The following is a 17,537-nucleotide window of genomic DNA, read 5'->3' as shown; positions in this document are numbered from 1 at the left end:
CCGGGTCCGATCTGCGTTTACACGGACACAAAGTGCAAGGTTCTGAAAAAAATGAAGATATGGCGGCCAGGTTGGAAAAATACGAGCCGCCGAAAACCAACGCCATCGCTTCGGATGGCCGCGGCCACTGGGACCTGAAGCATAGCACCATCACGGGCCGTCAAGGCAAGTCAGGGTCGTCAACTTGTGATTCAGGACAGATTATTCGTGTTTGGTGAGGGAGCGTTCAGGTGGGTTCCTGGACACCGACCTTCTGCGAGCGCCAGGTTTCCAGGAAACGATGGCCGAAGAATTCGTGGAAGTGATCCTCGGCGTAGTCCACATCGATGTGACGGGCGTGGTTCTCGAATTCGCTCCACAGCTTTTTGGGGTTGGTCGAATTCAATTCCTTGCGTAGGACCTCGGGATCGACGCGCGCCCAGAACTGCTCGAACCACTTGCGGAAGCTCGATTCGTAGGTGGACAGCAGGTTGACCAGGTGGAACTTGAGTTCGCCGAGCTTTTCTTCGCGACTCATCCGGCCCGAATCGTAGAAGTGGCGGGTCTGATCGCCGTAACTGATGTGCACCTTCAGGATGTGCTTGGCGAAGTTGTGGACCAGGTTCTCCACCTGCCGCAGGACCTCTTCCTCGACGCCGACCGTGTCGCCGGATGCCACCAGGGCGCCCGCCCACGATTCGTGGATCTCGCGCACGAACGCCTCGCCCAGGCGCGAACTCTCGCCCCCGGTATTGATGGGGAAGGCGTTCTGCTCTTCGATTTGGACCTGGCAGAGGACCAGGAACGAGCGCAATCTGCCCAGGTCGTAGGGGCTTTCGGAAGCGACGCGATCGACGATGAATTGCCGTGCTTCCTTGCTGAGGGTTTTTTGGGTGCGCTTCTCGAACTGGTTGATCAGGTTCTCGTAGATGCGTGGAAGGACCTCTTCCATGTAGCGGTCCATCTCGATGACCTTGAGGTTGTCGACCGCCGAGGTCACCATGTCCAGGTTTTCCTTTTTCAGGGCGAAGATCAGGGTGCCCTCGGGTTCGCGCAGGGCCTTGAACAGTTCGTGCTGGCGGTCTTCGCTTTCCTGAAACTGCATGAGCAGGGCGTCCACATGGTCGATGCCCACCACGCCGCCGCTGCGAATGGCGCCGCCCACGCGCTCGACGTAGGAGTCGAACGTTTCCTTGTTTTCCATGGCCTGGAAGAGCTGGGGGTCGAACAGCAACTTGTCGTCGACCTTGAAGGCCTCGGGCAGGGCCGGTGACGAACTCTTTTCGCCGAAACAGAAGCGCAGCACGCTCGATTTGCCGCAGCCCCGGCTACCCGTGAGGGCGACGACCGTGTGTTGTTTACAGGCCGTTTCCAGGGTGACCCAGAATTCGAGCGGCAATTGGAGATGTGAGGCGAAGCCCACCAGGCTGGTCTTCTTGCGGGCGCGTTTGATGTGGCCGCCGCTCATTTTTTGGGAGAACACCGAGAACCCGCGCATCCAGGTTTCCTGGGTGCGTTCCCAGTCCAGCAGCGGGTAGATCAGGCTGAAGTCGTCGGAGAGCATGGCCTTGAGCATGCGAACCGGGTCCGGTGTGCGGTGGGGCTGGACGTCGGCCATGAATTGCCTGACCTTGGGGGTCACCTGTTGAGCGCGGCCCTTGACCAGCTTGGCGTGAAAGACGAGGAAATTGTTGATCCACTGATACTCGCCGGAAAACACCTGGTGGGACTCGATGCGGTCGGCGATGCGGTCGAGATCCAGCTCGAAACCGATGTCTTCCCAAAAGGGGCTGAGTTCGTCCTTGAAATTCTCGAGCAGGGCCAGAAAGAGGTGGACCGATTTGATGAAGGGGTCGTCGCCCGCGACCTGAAGAGCGGTGGAGAACAGCGGCTGGGGCATCCAGGATCGGGCGAGGTCGGAAGTGACCGGCAGGGGTTCGGCCATGTTGCGAACCGGGTTGTCCACGAGGCGCAGAATGGTGGAGCCCACGACGAAAAAGTCCCTGATTTCCTTGTAGATTCCGGGCTCGATGCGAACGCGGCCCACGAAGGAACCGTTGGACGATTTCAGATCGTTGATGTATGCTTTGCCTTTTTCGAATTTCAGTAATGCGTGACAGCCGGAGACACAGGGGTCGTAGGCCAGGATCATGTCGTTGAACGGGTCGCGACCGATGCGGATCTCCATGCCTTCTTTGAGGTCGAAAGTCTTGCCTTCATAAATACCCGAGACAATCAATATAGTGCGTGACATTACCAGCCTTTCGAATGGCGTGGGATCGACAAGTGAGAAACCTACCGGAGGGGTTGGAAGATCGACAAGCTTGAGATCCTGGGACGCCCACCTTCTTGATTTTGAAGCACGAGAATGGTCAGACGCTTAGATTGTACCCTTTTGGTAAAGGCTTGGCCAGCTTGCGCGGTCTTTTTTCCCGGACCGCCTTTTTATTTTTGAGCGACGTGGTTCTCTTGGGAGCAGGGATCTTGCGCGCCCTTGTCTTCGTGCCCGGCAACCGGTTCCGGCGACCGCTGAATTCGTTTCGATGCCGCCCGTTGGTGGTCGAGCGGAACGGGCCTCGGGGAAGCCGGACGATCTTCGGGGGCGCTTCTGGTATCATAAACCGTTTCCATTCCGCCAACTGAGGTTGGGACTCGCCGTTCGGCGACATCCCGACCGGGATCGTCCGGGCCACCGAGATCCGTGCCGGGATGCCGATCCCGCGAGACGGCGATCCTTTGGTCCTCATCTCCAAGCCACGAGGGTCTCCATGTTTGCCACCCTTCTTCGGTCCTTCCTGTCGCCTCGTTCCCCCGACCGAATCCATGCCTTGCAGCGGCGTTGGTCGGCGATCCCGGAATCCCTGCGCGTGGCGGATCAAATGATCGGGAGCTACGTCTGGGGGTGTGCGGCCACCCACGGCGTTCACGAACGCTGCAATTTCGGCTGTACCGCCTGTTACCTCGGCAGTCGGGCCAACCAGCAGAAGCCGATGCCGTTCGAAGAGATTCGCGAGCAGATCGACACCATGCGCCGCCACATGGGGCCCGGCGGCAACATCCAGATCACGAGTGGTGAGGTGACCCTGCTCCCTGTCGAGGACCTGGTCCGGATCCTGAGCTATGCCCGTACTCGCCAACTGGTGCCGATGGTCATGACCCACGGGGACGTGGTGCTCCACGATCCCGCCTACCTGGACCGGTTGGTGACCGAGGGCGGACTCACCAAGATCTCGATTCACGTGGATATCACCCAGCGCGGACGCAAGGGCGTGGCGCGCACCGATTCCGAGCGGGAACTGAACGGCATTCGCGACCGGATGGCCGCGATGCTGCGCGATTGCCGCAAACGTACGGGTCGAAAACTGAAAGCCGCGACGACGCTCACGATCAACCGTCGAAACCTGGCTCAACTGGATCACGTCGTCACCTGGTTCCTGGACAACCTGGATGCCTTTCGCATCCTCAGCCTGCAACCCCAAGCCCAGACCGGTCGCACCCACGATGACGGCGGCGTGACCGGGGGCATGGTATGGCGACGCCTCGAGGAGATCCTGGGCACCCGACTCGACGCGCACCCGTTCAAATTCGGTCATCCGGACTGTACCTGGCTGACCCTGATTCTCGCCATGGAGTTGGGCCGGCGCCGCATTCTGCTGCAGGCCGTGCGCCCCGACAATCGAGCCGAACATCGCCTGGTGGCCGAGTTGTTTCGCCACTTGGGCGGTGTGGACCTCAACGACCAACCCCTGTCGGTCACCATCGCCAAGGTGGCAGGGCTGCTGTTGCGTCATCCCCTTTTGCTGGCCCGGGTCGCGGCCTGTGCCGTCGCGCGCAGTTGGGACGAACGCCGTCACATCCCGGCGGTGATTTGGGCGGCGTTGCGTGGACGCTTGCGCCTGCGTGCCATGGCCTTCGTGGTGCACAACTTCATGAGCGGGGCGGAGTTGGATACGGCCGTCGGTCGCGAGCGTCTGGCGGCGTGCTCGTTCAAGGTGCCGCTGCATGGGGAGATGGTGTCCATGTGCCGCATGAATGCGACGGACCTGCGCGAGACCACCTACAAGGTGTGAGGCGCGGAGTTCATCCCACTGCGGTTAAAATATATCAGGATCACGACGGGGAGGATTTTTGAGAAAGACCCAGACGCCCGCCGCGCGTAAGGCGACCATCGACGATGTGGCGGCCCTTGCGAAAGTATCGATCAAGACGGTTTCCCGCGTTTTCAATTCCGAGCCGAACGTTCGGCCGACCACGCGCGAGCGGGTGTTGGCCGCGGCCAAGGAGCTGGACTACCGCCCCAACCTCTCGGCGCGCCGGTTGGCGGCCAAGCGTGCCTTCGTGATCGGCTTGCTCTACGACAATCCCCAGTCGGATTACATCATCGCCATTCAGGAAGGTTCGCTCGAGATATGCCGCCAATACGGTTACCAGCTCCTGATCCATCCGTGTAGCGACGTGGGGGCCAATTTGGTCGACGAGGTGTTGAGCCTGAAACATCAGGGCATCGTCGACGGGTTTCTGCTCTCCCAGCCGATTTCGGAAAACGAGGTCCTGTTGGGGGCCCTGACCGAGCAGGGCATTCCCCACGTGCGGATTTCGCAGCGCGCCATCGGCGATGCCCCGCGCGTCGCGGTCGACGACGAGCAGGCCGCCCTGCGCCTGACCGAGCACCTCATCGAGCTGGGCCACCATCGGATAGGGTTCGTCATGGGTCACCCGGACCACGGCTCCAGTCACGACCGGTACGACGGGTACGTCAAGGCGATGCGCGGTGCCGGGTTGCCGATCGATGCATCGTGGGTCGAACAGGGGACATACAACTTCGAGTCGGGCTACGCGGCCGCACGGCGGCTGTTGACCCTGAGCCCCCGTCCCACCGCCATCTTCGCCTGTAACGACCACATGGCGATGGGCGTGTTGGTCGCGGCCCACGAGCGACGGTTGGAGATTCCGGCGGATCTATCGGTCTGCGGTTTCGACGACACGCCCATGGCCCACTACGCCTGGCCGCCGTTGACCACTTCGCGCCAGCCCATCAAGCAGGTGGCCTTGATCGCGACCGAGGTGTTGTTGAAACGCATCCAGGGCGGCTCCGAGGGCGACGATCACTTTTTGCTGCATTCCGAGTTGGTGCGTCGCGATTCCACCGGACCCTGCCCCGAGGGCCCCTGACTTCGGGGGGATCGGCAGGGCTCGAAGTTCGGGTTGTGCATTCTGTTCGGGTTGTGCATTCTGTCAGGGGCCGTAAATCGTCAGGTCCGAGATTCCGAAGTGACCTATCCGAGGAGTGCCCGCATGTCGATAAGGGGCGTCGTCGCTGTAGGTTGGCCCGCTGGGCCGACATTTCGAAGTGACTCGCTCGAGGAGTGCCCGCATGTCGATAAGGGGCGTCGTGCCAGGTAGGTACATCCGCCGGATGTACCATTCGAAGCCACCTACGCTCGCGGTTCCCGCATTATAATGAGGGGCGTCGTCGCGGTAGGTTGGCCCGCTGGGCCGACACGACGAAGCGACTTGGTGGCGATTGAAACCGCTACACCAGAGCGAAGCACGCCAGTATCGAGTGATCCGAGGGCGAAATACAACCACTAACCGACCCCAAATGTCAGGCTTGGCGGTTATTGCTCATTCGAAGCTGAGACGCTCCGCTCCTCGGACCATTCTTATGCGTACTTGGATTGCTTCGAACAGTTCAGCGGGCCGCTGAACCTACCGGGCACGACGCTCCTCTCAAGTTGCAGGGACTCCATGCCTGGTTCACTTCCACAATATTGCTCATTCGAAGGTGGGGAGCTTCGCTCCTGGGACCATTCTGATGGGTACTTGGATCGCTTCGAAAAGTTCAGCGGGCCGCTGAACCCACCGGGCACGACGCCCCTCTGAGGTCGCGGGTATTGCAGACCTGGTTGGCTTCGAAAAGTCGGTCCGGCGCCCAGGGCTGGCCCGGCACCTACTGCGACGACGGTACTTTTTGGCATGCGGGAACCCTGGGCTTGATTTCCTTCGGGGCGGGAATCGGCGGGACCGATTCACTTCCCGGCCATGCGACCTTCCCACTCGTCCAGCGTGCGCGGCCAATCTTCCTGGAGCAGGCGCGCCAGGGCTCGATCCGATAGCATGCGGCCGCCCGTCTGGCACGCGGCGCAGTAATTACTTTCGTTCTCCGCGTGGACGATGCGCTGGACCGGCTTGCCGCAATCGGGACAGGGCTGACCATAGCGGCCGTGTACCGCGAAATCCTCGCGGAAGGCGGTCACCTTTTCGGGAAAGCCCTTGCCGACCTGGGTTTTCAGTCGCTCCGTCCATCGTTGCAACAGGCTCCTGCAGATGTCGAAGAGCCGCGCGATCTCCTCATCCGTCATCTGCTGGGTGCGTTTGAACGGGGAAAGGCGCGCCGCGTGCAGGATCTCGTCGGAGAAGGCGTTGCCGATGCCGCTGAACTGACGGGGATCGGTGAGGCGCCGCTTGAGTGTGCGGTTTTCGGCCTGGAGCCGGGTGCGAAACTGGGCCAGGTCGGTTTGGAACAGGTCCAGCCCGCCGGGATCCTGTTCCGCCAGGGCCGAGGCGCCGTGGATCAGGTGGAGCGAGGCGCGTTTCTTGGTGCCCGCCTCGGTCAGGAACAGGCTGTGCTCGGCGAAGTCGAACGCCGCCAGGTCGAATTTACGGCGCGTTTTGGCGCCGGCCTTTTTCAGGTGGAAACGCCCGGCGATCATCAGGTGGAACACCAGGAACAGGTCACCCTCGAGTTCCCACACCACCCGTTTGCCCAGGTTGCGGAACCCCAGCACCCGGCGTCCGTGGGCCCGGTCGAGCGGCGGCTCTACCGAGCGCAACAGGAATGGCGAGACCAAGCGGATCCGTTCGAGCGTTTGGTCGCGAAAATAGCGGTCGAGGGCGTCGAGGTAGGTGACGATGTCGGGTAGCTCGGGCATGATCAACCGCCTTTTGTCGACCTCAGTGGGGCAGGGGCGTCAGGATCGCACCTCGGCTTTTTGCCCAGTGGTTTCGCAGCAGCTTGCCCAGCAGGGGCAGGCGGTAGGCGCCGGCGAGCGGCAGGGCCGAGGCGATGTGTGCCGCGGGGGCGGCGTCCGACGGCCAGGCGACGTTGATGTAATAACCGCCGTCATGCAGGATGAGATCGTAGATGGTGCCTGACTTCAATTCGTTCGAATCTGTCTTCATGGTGTCGGTCCGATGCCTGTCCTCGCGATGTTCCGGTTTTGGATGGGCACCAGTCTATCACGACCGCGACCCGCGCGGGGGTTGGGTTTCCGGAGGGGCCGACAAGGCGCGGTTCAGCTCTTCGTCCGTGACCAGGCCCTTGTCCTCCAACAGCCGCAGCAGGGCGTCGAAGCGTCGCTGCAGGTCCGTCAACTCGGCGCGAGGCACCATGTCGCCGCAATTACCGTTGAGGTAGGGTTGCCGTTCCGATGTAGGGGGCACCGAGGCTTCGGTGGGTCCGTCCGGCACGCGAATGCCCAGGTAGAACCGGTGAATCGCGCGAAGAATGCTGGAATACGAGGTAATGTAGGGTTCCAGCGGGTGCCCGGCGATTCGGGTCACCGTTTCGATGGCGCGCTCGTCGGTGGGATCGGCGCAAGCGACCTGAAGCACGTTTTCCGCTTTCAGGGCGATGGGCACCATGCAATATTGCTCGGCTACTTTTTGTGGAATCTTCTTTAGAATGTGTGGCAGGATCTCTATTTCGGAGATGTCCACCTCGTGAGTTCCGGTTTGTACCGCGAGAAACCGCCTCAGATCGCAGTCACGGATCGCGCCGGTCATCACCAGGTTGGAACCCAGGCGACCACCCCACTGCCGCTGACGCTTCAGGGCTCGTTGAAGTTGGGATTGGGAAATGAGACCTTCGCCCAGAAGCATTTCACCCAATCGCTTCTGCTTTTTCGTCATGAGAACCTGCCGGCATCGGCGTCACCGGGGAGCGTGGTGACGCGGAGTATTCCTCACGCCTAACCAGAGACGCCGAAAGCGTCCAATTTAGCTATCGTGCCAAGTCTTAAAAAAGTTGAAAATCCCGGTTTCTTCCCTCTTTTGAGGGAAAATGAACAAGGAGTAGCCTTGCAAGTGAATGTTTTTTGGCGCTTTGCGCTCTCGAGTACCCTCGCCCTCCTATTGATGAGCTGTTCCAACAACCTCATGGAAACCCGACTCGACGGATTCGACAAGGGCAAGCGAACCATGAAGTTGGAGTACACGTTGGACAAAGCCAAGCTTCCCGATGGTCAAGGCGGTTTTAAACTGCAGACGCTTTTCCACCTGGCCCAGGGGGACAAGGTCACCATGAAGACCACCCGCACGGCGATGCTCAACCAGGATTATTCACTGAGCCACACCACGGCCGAAAAACAGGTCAACAAAGATTTTACCAATTTCGAAACCCGTGCGGAGAACGGCAAGGTCATCATCAAGAAAATGATCGCCGGCAAGGAGCCGGAAATTTCCGAGATCGAACATCAGGGTCCGATCTACATCGAGCTCCATCCCTTGATGTACTTCGGCGACCTGAAGCAGCCCGGTACCGAGAAGACCTACAAGGCGCTGTACGAGGACAAGGGCACCATCCATGACGTGACCATCAAGTTGGTGGGTCCGACCACGATCTACCTGGATTCCCTGCCCGTGCCCGCGCTGCACTACCAGTTGCAATCGATCACGGCGCCCGCCGAATACGACGATTACTACCTCAATCCGCGCACCGGTAACATTATTAAGATAGCGTTCGGACAAATCGAGTTTTTCCCGCGCTCGTCCTGAGGTTGCGAGGGCGCCCGCCCTCTCCCTTGGGTTTCGTCGGTTTGTGGATGGGGCTGGCTGACCTGGGCGGCCTTCCCCGCCTACCGGCACGACATCCCCCGTTTTTGGCGGGCTCACTTCGGGCCGCCCGTCACGCGCCTCTGGGACTTCCGTGTCCGCCACGGTAAAAAAGTCATACACCCGCAGCAATGCGTTTTTCACAGGCATCGCCTCCGAAGCCGCCAAAGTATTGAATACCAACTCAGTGATTGCCAAATGGCGATTCCCTTTGCCGCACATTCCGGCTAAGATACAGGTGCTTTCGGTGTTCTGCGTTTTTTCGCGGATGGCCGGAGATCCTCGGGCTCGATTTTCCTTCGCAAGATCGATCCCCTGGCGTTCGTATTTCGACACGATCCCAATTTGAATCCATATCGCTGGTTGGCGCATTTCGAGGTCACCGGTTCTCCGGCGGATTCTCCGCGCCCGTGCTCATCCCGGGTCGTCTCCCTTTCGGCGCCCCCTTCATTTTTTAACTATCGGTATATCTCTCCCTGTAGGTTTCGGAGGAATTCAAATGAACAGTCGCGTGAGCGACCGTGCTACTCGAGGACGGCGTCCGTCTCCCTTCGCCGAGAACTCGAGTCGCGCCGGCCACTTCCCCCCCGAGTGTGCTCGTCCCTGGTCCGGTCCCGTTCGTGCAACCCGCTTCCACGAGGACCCAACCCCGCTCTCCCCACCCAACCCTTTTTCGTCCATCCCGACCATCACCCGACGCGGGGTCGCCGCCTGCCTGGCCCTGTTGCTGGTGGGGTTCTCCTCACTTTCCGGCAGCGCTTTCGCCGGAGTCGCACCCGATGGGCCGCCGTTTTGCGAGCTCGACACCCACCAGGCCCAGGCGATCGGTCTCGACCTCACCGTGGGAACCGCCGAGGAGCTCCACGATACGCGTGTCGACATTCCCGACGCCAATCAAGGGAATCCGGGTGGGCGGATCGAAGTCCCGCTCACCCTGAACACCGGATCGGCCCGCCTGGTCTCGGTGTTGGAAGTGGAAATCGACATCACCCACACCTGGCGCGGTGACCTTTCCCTCATCCTGGTTTCGCCTCAGGGCACCGAAGTGGTGCTCAAGGAAGAAAACTATTCCGACTATCGGGACGACTGGCGTGTGACCTACGGCCCCGGTCTCGCGGATCCCGTCGGGAACCTGAGCGATTTCGACAACCAGCTTGCCGACGGTAACTGGGTTTTAAAAATCCGCGACCACTTTACCCGCGACCGGGGACACCTGAATCGCTTTCGAATCAAGCTGGCGTTGGAGGATGGATCGACCGTCATCGTCGTCAGCGGTGCCCAGGGGACCATTCTGGATCTGGACGTGGTCACCCGGCTCACCCAGGACTACGCCGCCGATGTGGCCATGAGCCTGGAATCGCCGGCGGGCACGCGTGTCACCCTCACTTCCGGCAACGGTGGCAGCTTCCGCGATTTGTTCGACGGCACTCGCTGGGACGATCAGGCCGACGAGCCGGTCAGCGATGCCTTTTTCACGGACGGCCAAACCGCCCCCGAACTGATTCCCGAGGGCGCCCTGGGTGCGTTCGTAGGGGAAGATCCCAACGGGAGCTGGACGCTCCACCTCGACGGCGGTCCCAACGGCCTCACGCGACTTGCCGAGCTGACGCTCGACTTCACGACCGTCGACCCCCTGCCGGACCTCACCCAACAAACGAATCATCCGGGCGGCGGGGGCACGGTTTCCGGTAGTCGCGTCATCGCCGAAATCGACGCCACCAACCTCGAGGGCTACCTGTGCGATGTGGACGTGACCACGGCCATCCAGCATCCCAGCTCGGGTGAGTTGATCCTGACGTTGCGATCACCAGGCGGCTCCGTGGTGTTGTTGAGCAGCGCCAACGGCGGCAACCACGCCAACGTGTTCGACGGGACCCTCTGGGACGACGACGCGACCGATTTGGCGACCGACTATCCCTACCAGGGTCTCACCACGGCCCCCCACCTGATTCCCGAGGGGGCCCTGTCGAAACTGATCGGCGAGAATCCCAACGGCGTATGGACCCTCGAAATCGAGGACACCACCGGCAACAACGATATCGTGCTCCAGTCCTGGTCGCTCACGCTGACCACCTGCACCTGTCCGCCGACGCCGGCCATCGTGGTGATCCCCAGTGCCACGCCCTTGATCACCACCGAAGAGATCAACGATCTGGAGACCGCGTCGATTTCGGTCGTCCTGTCGACCCAGCCTTCGGCCAACGTCGTGATTCCCGTGAGCAGCAGCGACGAGTCCGAAGGTATCATCGACACCTCGCAACTGGTGTTCACCGCCCAGAGCTGGGATCGGCCGCAGACCGTGACGCTCGGCGGGGTGGACGACGACCAGGAGGACGGCGACCGAACCTACAGCGTCGTTTTCGGGCCGGCCACCAGTGCCGACCTCGCCTACCAGGGCCTCGATCCCGAGGATGTCGCGGCCACCAACGTCGACAACGATCGGATCGGTGTCGTCATTTCGGCAAGGTCCTCCCAGAACCTGATCGTCACGGAAACGCCTGGCGATGCCGAGCCCTGGATCGAGGTTCACCTGACCTCGCGACCCGCCTCGGCGGTGTTGATTCCCCTTTCTTCGAGCAGCACCGACGAGGGCATCGTCGAGCCGGTTTCCCTGCAGTTCGACGGTTCCAACTGGGCCCGTCCGGTTCGCATCACCATTCGGGGAATGGACGACGACATCGACGATGGCGATCGGGTTTTCACCGTCAGGCTCGGCGATCCCATCAGCGCCGATCCCGATTACAACGCCTTGACGGATGGCGACACCGAAGATTTGACGGTGACCAATCGCGACAACGATACCAGCGGCCTGGTGACACCCTCGACGGCCCTGCTGGAGACCAGCGAAGCGGGCGATGCCGCGACCATCGAGGTCCGGTTGAATTCGCAACCGACGGCGACCGTGATCTTGGCGGCGTCCTCTTCGGTGCCCAGCGAGGCGATGGTCGAGCCGGCCTCGCTGAACTTCGATGCCCAGAATTGGGACCAATACCAAACGATCACCGTCAGCGGCTTGGACGACGCCTTCCAAGACGCCAGCCAAAACTACACCGTGACGTTGAATCCCAGCGGCAGTGGCGATGCCACCTATGCGCTCCTGGAATCCCTGGTGTTCAACGGCGTCAACTTGGACGACGATGTCAGCGAGATCCTGGTCGAAGCCGAAGAGCCCCTGCGCACGGTCGAGGACGGCACCACCGCTCGGTTCACGGTGCGTCTCGGCAGCCGGCCGTACCATACCGTCACACTGCCGATCCTGAGTACGGACACGAGCGAGGGTTCGGTGTCGCCGGCCCAATTGGTGTTCACCGGCGATGATTGGGATCAGGCCAGGGAAGTGGTCGTCACCGGCCTGGAGGACGAAGATCTTCCGCCGGAGGGTACCGCCTACGAAATCGTGCTGGGCACCGCCCAGACCGACGACACCGCCTACGAGGGACTTGCCGAAATCCGCGTGGCGGCCGTGAATTTCGAGGTCAACTCGGCACCGCGCGGCGCCGAGATCTTCATCTTCACCGCGCGCGACACCGCCAGTCCGCGCATCATGCCCACGATCGACGATCCCGACCCCGACGACAGCCACACCTGGGAGTTGCTCGAGGGCCCAAATCCTGGCCAGCTCACCGTGGACGAGCAGGGGTTCCTCTATACACCCGCGCCCGATTTCCTCGGCTACGACGCGTTCCGATTCCGCGTGACCGATCGCAGTCTCGAATCGGTCGAAGGCTCGGGCGTCGTCATCGTGGTGCCGCCGATCTGGTTCGAAAAGATGGGCCGCGATTGGCCTTCGGGTGAAACGCTGCTGGATCTGGTGACCATCATCAACGATCCGACGCACGATTTCGGAGAACCATCGCCGACCAAGGCGACCCTGGTCGTGGCCCAGGACGGGGATCTGGTGATTCCCTTGCGGGCTGTGGTGCGCGACGGCGATGCAGCCGGTTACCATGGCGACGCCGTCGATCTGGGAGACGTCGCGACTCATGGTGGCGTCGAGGTCCATGGTCGATCGATCGTGTACGAACCCGATTGGGGTTTTCGGGGCGTCGATCGCTTTTCGGTGACCCAGGTGGACGAGACCGGCCTGGTCCGCGAAACCGTGGTTCGAGTGTTGGTGCAGCCGCGTGAGGTGCCCAACCTGTGTGCCGATGCACGGTTGGTGACGTTCGCCTCGGACTTGCGCCTGCCCGTTTCGCTGGCCGGTCATCGAGATCGGAAGACCACCGACTGTGGTGCGCTCGATCGACCCGAGACCTGGTACGCCCTGTGGATCGATGACGCCGCCGAGGGTTCGCTGGCGATCGAAACCGATGCGCCGGGAACCCTGTTCCAGGCGTTCACCGCCGGATCGGGCGATTTGGACGAAGCCTGTTCGCAAATGGCGTCGGTGGCCTGTTCGGCGCCGACCGAAGGGGACGGGGCCGCCTTGGCGATCGAAGACCTGTCCGCCTACCGCGGGCGCTTCCTGTTCCTCATGGTGGAGGGCGTCCCGGGCCATGTGGCGGAGCTGAAGATCTCGAACCGCTGAGTGTCGGGAAGGTTCGCGCGTGCCGCATGGCCGGGACGCGCGAACCGTACCGGGGTCCCTTCCGTGCGACGTTCGCGTCGGGTCGTATCCCACGCAGGGATTCCGTGTCGGGGTTTATCCCATGTATGGATTCCGTTTGTGGCAATGCGGTGTTGGGATGTCGGGATGTTGGTGGGATATTCCGTGTTTGGATGGGTGCTGTTCGGGGCCAATCCTGAAGGGATGGCCAACCGAATGCCGGGACCATAACTTATTTAAAACGCGTGCCGAAGGCACGCCACCAGCAGGCGTCCTGAAGGGACGACACAAAACAGCGAAGGGTAAGGAGGCGATGCCGACGCAACCCTGGATGTTTGGAGAGCCCGCATCGAGCCCTGAAGGGGCGGGGCTACGAAGCGCCTCCCGGAGTTCACGCCACCTGCGATGGCCCTTCGCGGAACCGTCTCTTCGGGGCGGGGCGCCATCGCCGATGGGTCTTCGCGGAGCCGCCCCTACAGGGCTGGGGTTCGGGATCCCCGAACAACCAGGGTTGCGTCGGCGTGGCCTCCTTACCCTTCGCTGTAATGTGTGACCCTTACAGGGTCGCTGTTGGTGGCGCGCCAAGGCGCGCATTTTAAATAAGTTGTGGGCCAAGCATGGGGCTGGCCATCCCTTCAGGATTGGCCCGGGACTAGGATCATCCAAACATGGTGCCGGTGGGCCCACGGCCATGCCATCAGGATAGGGCCGGGACATTGCGCGTCCAAGCAGGTGTTTCGTGGGGCTGGCCATGCCATCAGGATAGGCCCGGGACGAATCATCCAAGCATGGGGCCACCGTTCGCGATTACAGCTCGAAGACGCGCCCTTGAATGCCCACCATCAGGTTCTTCAGATTCAATTCGGCCAGTTGCACCCGCATCACCTGCTCGAACATCGGCTTGATGTGGTACACCAGGATGCTGCAGTCGTGGGACAGCTTGGAAAGGTCCTGCGCCAACAGGCGCGGCGTCATGTGTCCGCTGGCGCGGGCCAGGTCTTCCATGTCGTTGGGAAAGGAGCAGTCCACGATGACCGCATCGAGGCGTGGTCGTTCGTTGGCGACCTTCCAGACCCGATCGGTCGAGGTGGTGTCGGCCGTGTAGAGCAGGCAGGCGCCGGTTTCGGTGCACTCGACGAAAAAGGCGAAACAGGGAACTACGTGGTTGACCCAGATCGGGGTGACGTTCAGGTGACGCAGGCGAATCGTCTGGCCCTCGCCCACGGTGTTGAAGGTGAGCGAAGGTTTGTCGGCGGAGGGCAGCACGCTGAAGTCCGGCCAAGTGACGTCGTTGAACAAATGCAGGCGCATGCCCGAGATCATTTCTTCGCCGGACCAGATGCGAATCGGCTCTTCCCGCAGGCCGAACATGTTGTCCACCAGGAACGAAAGCGAGAGCGTGTGGTCCAGGTGGGTGTGACTGATCAGAATGTCCGTGATTTTCGCCTGATTCTCCAGGTTGAGGGTTTGTGTAAGACAACCGGCATCAACCGCTAAGAAATCGTCAATCAGAAAGCTGGTGAGAAAGCTGGTGTCCGTGCTGCCGCCGTAAGCGCCCAGGATTTCGACCTTCATAAATCAACCTAAGAACCAACAGGTATTTAGATTCGCTTCCACGAATTTTAACACAAAATGGAACATCCATCGTTTAATGGCACCTCGAAAAGGTGTCTTCCGATAGAAGAATCGCGGTTCGTACGTGTTTTTTGACCACGAATCCGAAATGACGCTCCGTGACGGTCCTGTCGATCTTTTCAAGATTCGCTCTCTGTTACCTATCCTTTTCGGATCGAGCTGTCAAACCGCTGGCCCTGTTTGATGACCTAGCGCACATCGGCCTTTCACCCAATTGAGCGATTGGCCCGAGCCGCTCCGCGCGCTATGATGGGCATCATTTCGCCGTGGGCGAAACACCAGCGGGAGGCGGCGTGCTCACCTACATCGAAGTACAGAAAGTAGGGGACGGCTACGAGTGGATCGAGATCAAGGGCGCCGACGCGGACCACCCGGACCCGATCGTCATTCGGTTGGTCATGGGCGATCCCCAGGAGATGATGACCTCCTTCGCCAAGCGCTATGCCGCCAAACGCGAGCGAAAGATCCCGATTCCCGACAAGCAGCTCCAAATGATCGAAGAATTCTTCGAAGAAGCCTGCATGTCCAAGGTCATCGCCGAGAAGGGGACCGCCACGACCGACCAGTTGGATCTGTTGCCGACGACCGTCATTCACTTTCAGTATCCCGAGCGCACCAGCTTCCGCAAGTCGCGGGCGGCGCGGATTCGACTCTTTCTGGACGAAGCGCTGGGTGCCCTCGGTCGTCGTCAGTTCGACGTGGCCCTGGCCCGATTGGGTTGGGTTCACCTGCTGGATCCCAAAAACGAATTGGCCTTCGAGCTGAAGGTGGTATGCCTGCGTTCCTGGAAGAAAATGGCCGAGTGCGTGCGCGTGCTCGAGGCCTATGTGGCGGCGCATCCGGACAAGGTGGAGCCGCGCCTGGGCCTCAGCGAGATGTGGCTGTACCTGGAGCAGAACCAGCGCGCCCGCGAATCCTTCGAAGCGCTGTTGGCGATGGAACCGAACCACACGATGGCGCTGATCGGCCTGGCTCAGGCCCGCGCCAAGTTGGGCGAAGATCCCAGCACGGAGCTGCGACGGGCCTGGGTTTTGGATATGGACTACACCCGTGACATGGTGGAGGAGCATTTCGATTTTCGCGAGGTCAATCCCAAAGCGCTGGTTCCGCGGACACTCGGCGATATCGCCAAGCAGTACCACATCCCGCTCAAGCGCATGCTGGAACGGGCTCGCAAGGGTGTTTTGCCGATGCACGCTCCCGAAGACGAAGAGGGCCTGTTCCGGTTTTCCGAGGTCGAGCTGGACCGGTATTACCACATCCTGAAGACCCTGGGGCTGGAGATCAGCAGCCTCAATTTGGATAAAAGCGGCGGATCCGCGGGCAAATCCCAGGCGGAAGCCATTCAGCCCAGCTTGTTCGATGAAGTGTGAGGGGAATCCACGGGAAAGGGGAACCGGTGTCCAAGCGTCTGACGAAAAAGGATTCGGAAACGGGAGATAAGCCCAGCGCTTCCAAAAAAGAGCGCGAATCGAAGCTCGAAGCGACACTTTTGCAGGCCCGGGTGGCGTCCGCATCGCTGGGTGGCCCCGCCGAAGCGCTGCTGCACGAACGCGCGACCTGGGACCTCAGCGGACTGGGCCGGTTGCCACGGGTGGCTTTCGATCCCCGGTGCCTGTTGGAGGACGAGTAGCGCCCGGCCCCCGCTCGAAATCGGAGTGAAACCGCGTGCCAGACGACGCGCGGTTCGACGCATCAGGGCACGATCAACACATCGCCGTGGGCCATGACGAAATCCGGATCTTTGCCGTTGGTGATGGCGCGGATATCCACCTTGAACTCGGCCGGTTTGCCGTCGACCTCGCGCTTCACGATCAAGGAGCGCTGGCGCGCGTAGTCGGTGAGGCCGCCGGCCGCCGCGATGACGCGCAGGATCGTGACCTTGCCGCGGCTGGAGAATTCCTTTTCGCCCGGCTGGTTGACTTCGCCGATGACCGAGACCCGCAGCGGTTTCTCTACCGGGATGTTGATCGTGTCACCCGGGTAGAGCGGGATGTTCAGGTGATTCTGGGCGTCGAACATCAGGCGCTCGTAGCTCAGCTCCAGCGTTTCCGTGATACCGGTTTCCGTCTGGCGCATCACGATGATCTTGTCCGAGGCGTTTTCGTTGATGCCACCGGCTTCCGAAAGGGCCTTCACCAAGGTGAGGTTGGGGGAGAAACTGCTGAGCTGACCCGGCTTGTGGACGGCGCCCAGAACCGAGATCGGCCGGTAGTTGTATTCGATCACTTCCACCAGGACCTGCGGGGCGTTGAGGAACTGGCGCATCTTCTGGTTGACCAGTTCTTGGAGCGCGGCCGGCGTCTTGCCCTTCACGTGAATGCGTCCCAGTTCGGGCATGCTGATGTAACCCAGGCTGTTGACGCGGTACTCCCCTTCGATGGCCGGGTAATTCAATTCCGAAATCTTGACCAGATCATCGGGGCCCATGTGATATTCCTGAGCCAGGACCAACGGGGTCAACATCAAACCAAACAAGATGGCTACGGTTTTCAAAGAGTTCCTCCACATGGATCGGTGGCGTGCGGCCCGGTGGGGCGGGGCT

12 protein-coding genes are annotated in these 17,537 nt (G+C 61.2%); 6 read left to right on the top strand and 6 right to left on the bottom strand.

All coding sequences use genetic code 11. From position 1 onward, the window contains the following. Positions 1-226 precede the first annotated feature (226 nt). The gene (locus tag J3U87_RS12865; RefSeq protein WP_237383447.1) at positions 227-2,233 is read right to left on the bottom strand and encodes an FHA domain-containing protein; all 2,007 of its coding nucleotides are present in this window, start codon (positions 2,231-2,233) and stop codon (positions 227-229) included. 514 nt (positions 2,234-2,747) lie between these two features. On the opposite strand from J3U87_RS12865, the gene J3U87_RS12860 reads away from it, so the two are divergent. Both J3U87_RS12860 and J3U87_RS12855 read left to right on the top strand, forming a co-directional pair. Further along, a complete protein-coding gene (locus J3U87_RS12860) occupies positions 2,748-4,049 on the top strand; it encodes a radical SAM protein (protein ID WP_237383446.1) in 1,302 nt (433 codons plus the stop codon). Positions 4,050-4,107: 58 nt separating this feature from the next. Beyond that, entirely contained in the window at positions 4,108-5,151 is a 1,044-nt protein-coding gene (locus J3U87_RS12855) for a LacI family DNA-binding transcriptional regulator (RefSeq protein ID WP_237383445.1), read from the top strand. An 857-nt stretch (positions 5,152-6,008) separates the two neighbouring features. Here the strand turns inward: J3U87_RS12855 and J3U87_RS12850 are convergent. The 3 genes from J3U87_RS12850 to J3U87_RS12840 are packed head-to-tail and all read right to left on the bottom strand — an operon-like array spanning position 6,009 to position 7,890. Continuing rightward, on the bottom strand, positions 6,009-6,911 hold the full coding sequence (locus J3U87_RS12850) for a DNA-formamidopyrimidine glycosylase family protein (RefSeq protein WP_237383444.1): 903 nt from the start codon (positions 6,909-6,911) through the stop codon (positions 6,009-6,011). 22 nt (positions 6,912-6,933) lie between these two features. Next, positions 6,934-7,161, bottom strand: a complete 228-nt coding sequence (locus J3U87_RS12845) for a hypothetical protein (RefSeq protein WP_237383443.1) — start codon at positions 7,159-7,161, stop codon at positions 6,934-6,936. A gap of 57 nt (positions 7,162-7,218) precedes the next feature. Further along, the gene (locus J3U87_RS12840; protein WP_237383442.1) at positions 7,219-7,890 is read right to left on the bottom strand and encodes a cyclic di-GMP-binding domain-containing protein, MshE-related; all 672 of its coding nucleotides are present in this window, start codon (positions 7,888-7,890) and stop codon (positions 7,219-7,221) included. Between the two features lie 168 nt (positions 7,891-8,058). Here J3U87_RS12840 and J3U87_RS12835 point away from each other — a divergent pair, with 168 nt between their 5' ends. Together J3U87_RS12835 and J3U87_RS12830 are read left to right on the top strand one after the other, a co-directional pair. Beyond that, entirely contained in the window at positions 8,059-8,754 is a 696-nt protein-coding gene (locus J3U87_RS12835; RefSeq protein ID WP_237383441.1) for a hypothetical protein, read from the top strand. 556 nt (positions 8,755-9,310) lie between these two features. Further along, complete coding sequence (locus J3U87_RS12830) at positions 9,311-13,339, top strand: proprotein convertase P-domain-containing protein (RefSeq protein WP_237383440.1); 4,029 nt, start codon at positions 9,311-9,313, stop codon at positions 13,337-13,339. An 825-nt stretch (positions 13,340-14,164) separates the two neighbouring features. Here the strand turns inward: J3U87_RS12830 and J3U87_RS12825 are convergent. After that, a complete protein-coding gene (locus J3U87_RS12825; RefSeq protein ID WP_237383439.1) occupies positions 14,165-14,932 on the bottom strand; it encodes a 3',5'-cyclic-nucleotide phosphodiesterase in 768 nt (255 codons plus the stop codon). A gap of 353 nt (positions 14,933-15,285) precedes the next feature. On the opposite strand from J3U87_RS12825, the gene J3U87_RS12820 reads away from it, so the two are divergent. Both J3U87_RS12820 and J3U87_RS12815 read left to right on the top strand, forming a co-directional pair. Continuing rightward, positions 15,286-16,365 (top strand): tetratricopeptide repeat protein, encoded by a 1,080-nt coding sequence (locus tag J3U87_RS12820; RefSeq protein ID WP_237383438.1) that lies wholly within the window; start codon positions 15,286-15,288, stop codon positions 16,363-16,365. Positions 16,366-16,391: 26 nt separating this feature from the next. Continuing rightward, entirely contained in the window at positions 16,392-16,625 is a 234-nt protein-coding gene (locus J3U87_RS12815; protein ID WP_237383437.1) for a hypothetical protein, read from the top strand. A gap of 62 nt (positions 16,626-16,687) precedes the next feature. On the opposite strand, the gene J3U87_RS12810 is transcribed toward J3U87_RS12815, so the two are convergent. After that, positions 16,688-17,488, bottom strand: a complete 801-nt coding sequence (locus tag J3U87_RS12810; protein ID WP_237383436.1) for a polysaccharide biosynthesis/export family protein — start codon at positions 17,486-17,488, stop codon at positions 16,688-16,690. Positions 17,489-17,537: the final 49 nt, after the last annotated feature.

The organism is Sulfidibacter corallicola, from assembly GCF_017498545.1.
In the GTDB taxonomy this organism is placed as follows: Bacteria; Acidobacteriota; Holophagae; order Acanthopleuribacterales; family Acanthopleuribacteraceae; genus Sulfidibacter; species Sulfidibacter corallicola.
This window is presented reverse-complemented; position numbering and strand designations above follow the sequence as displayed.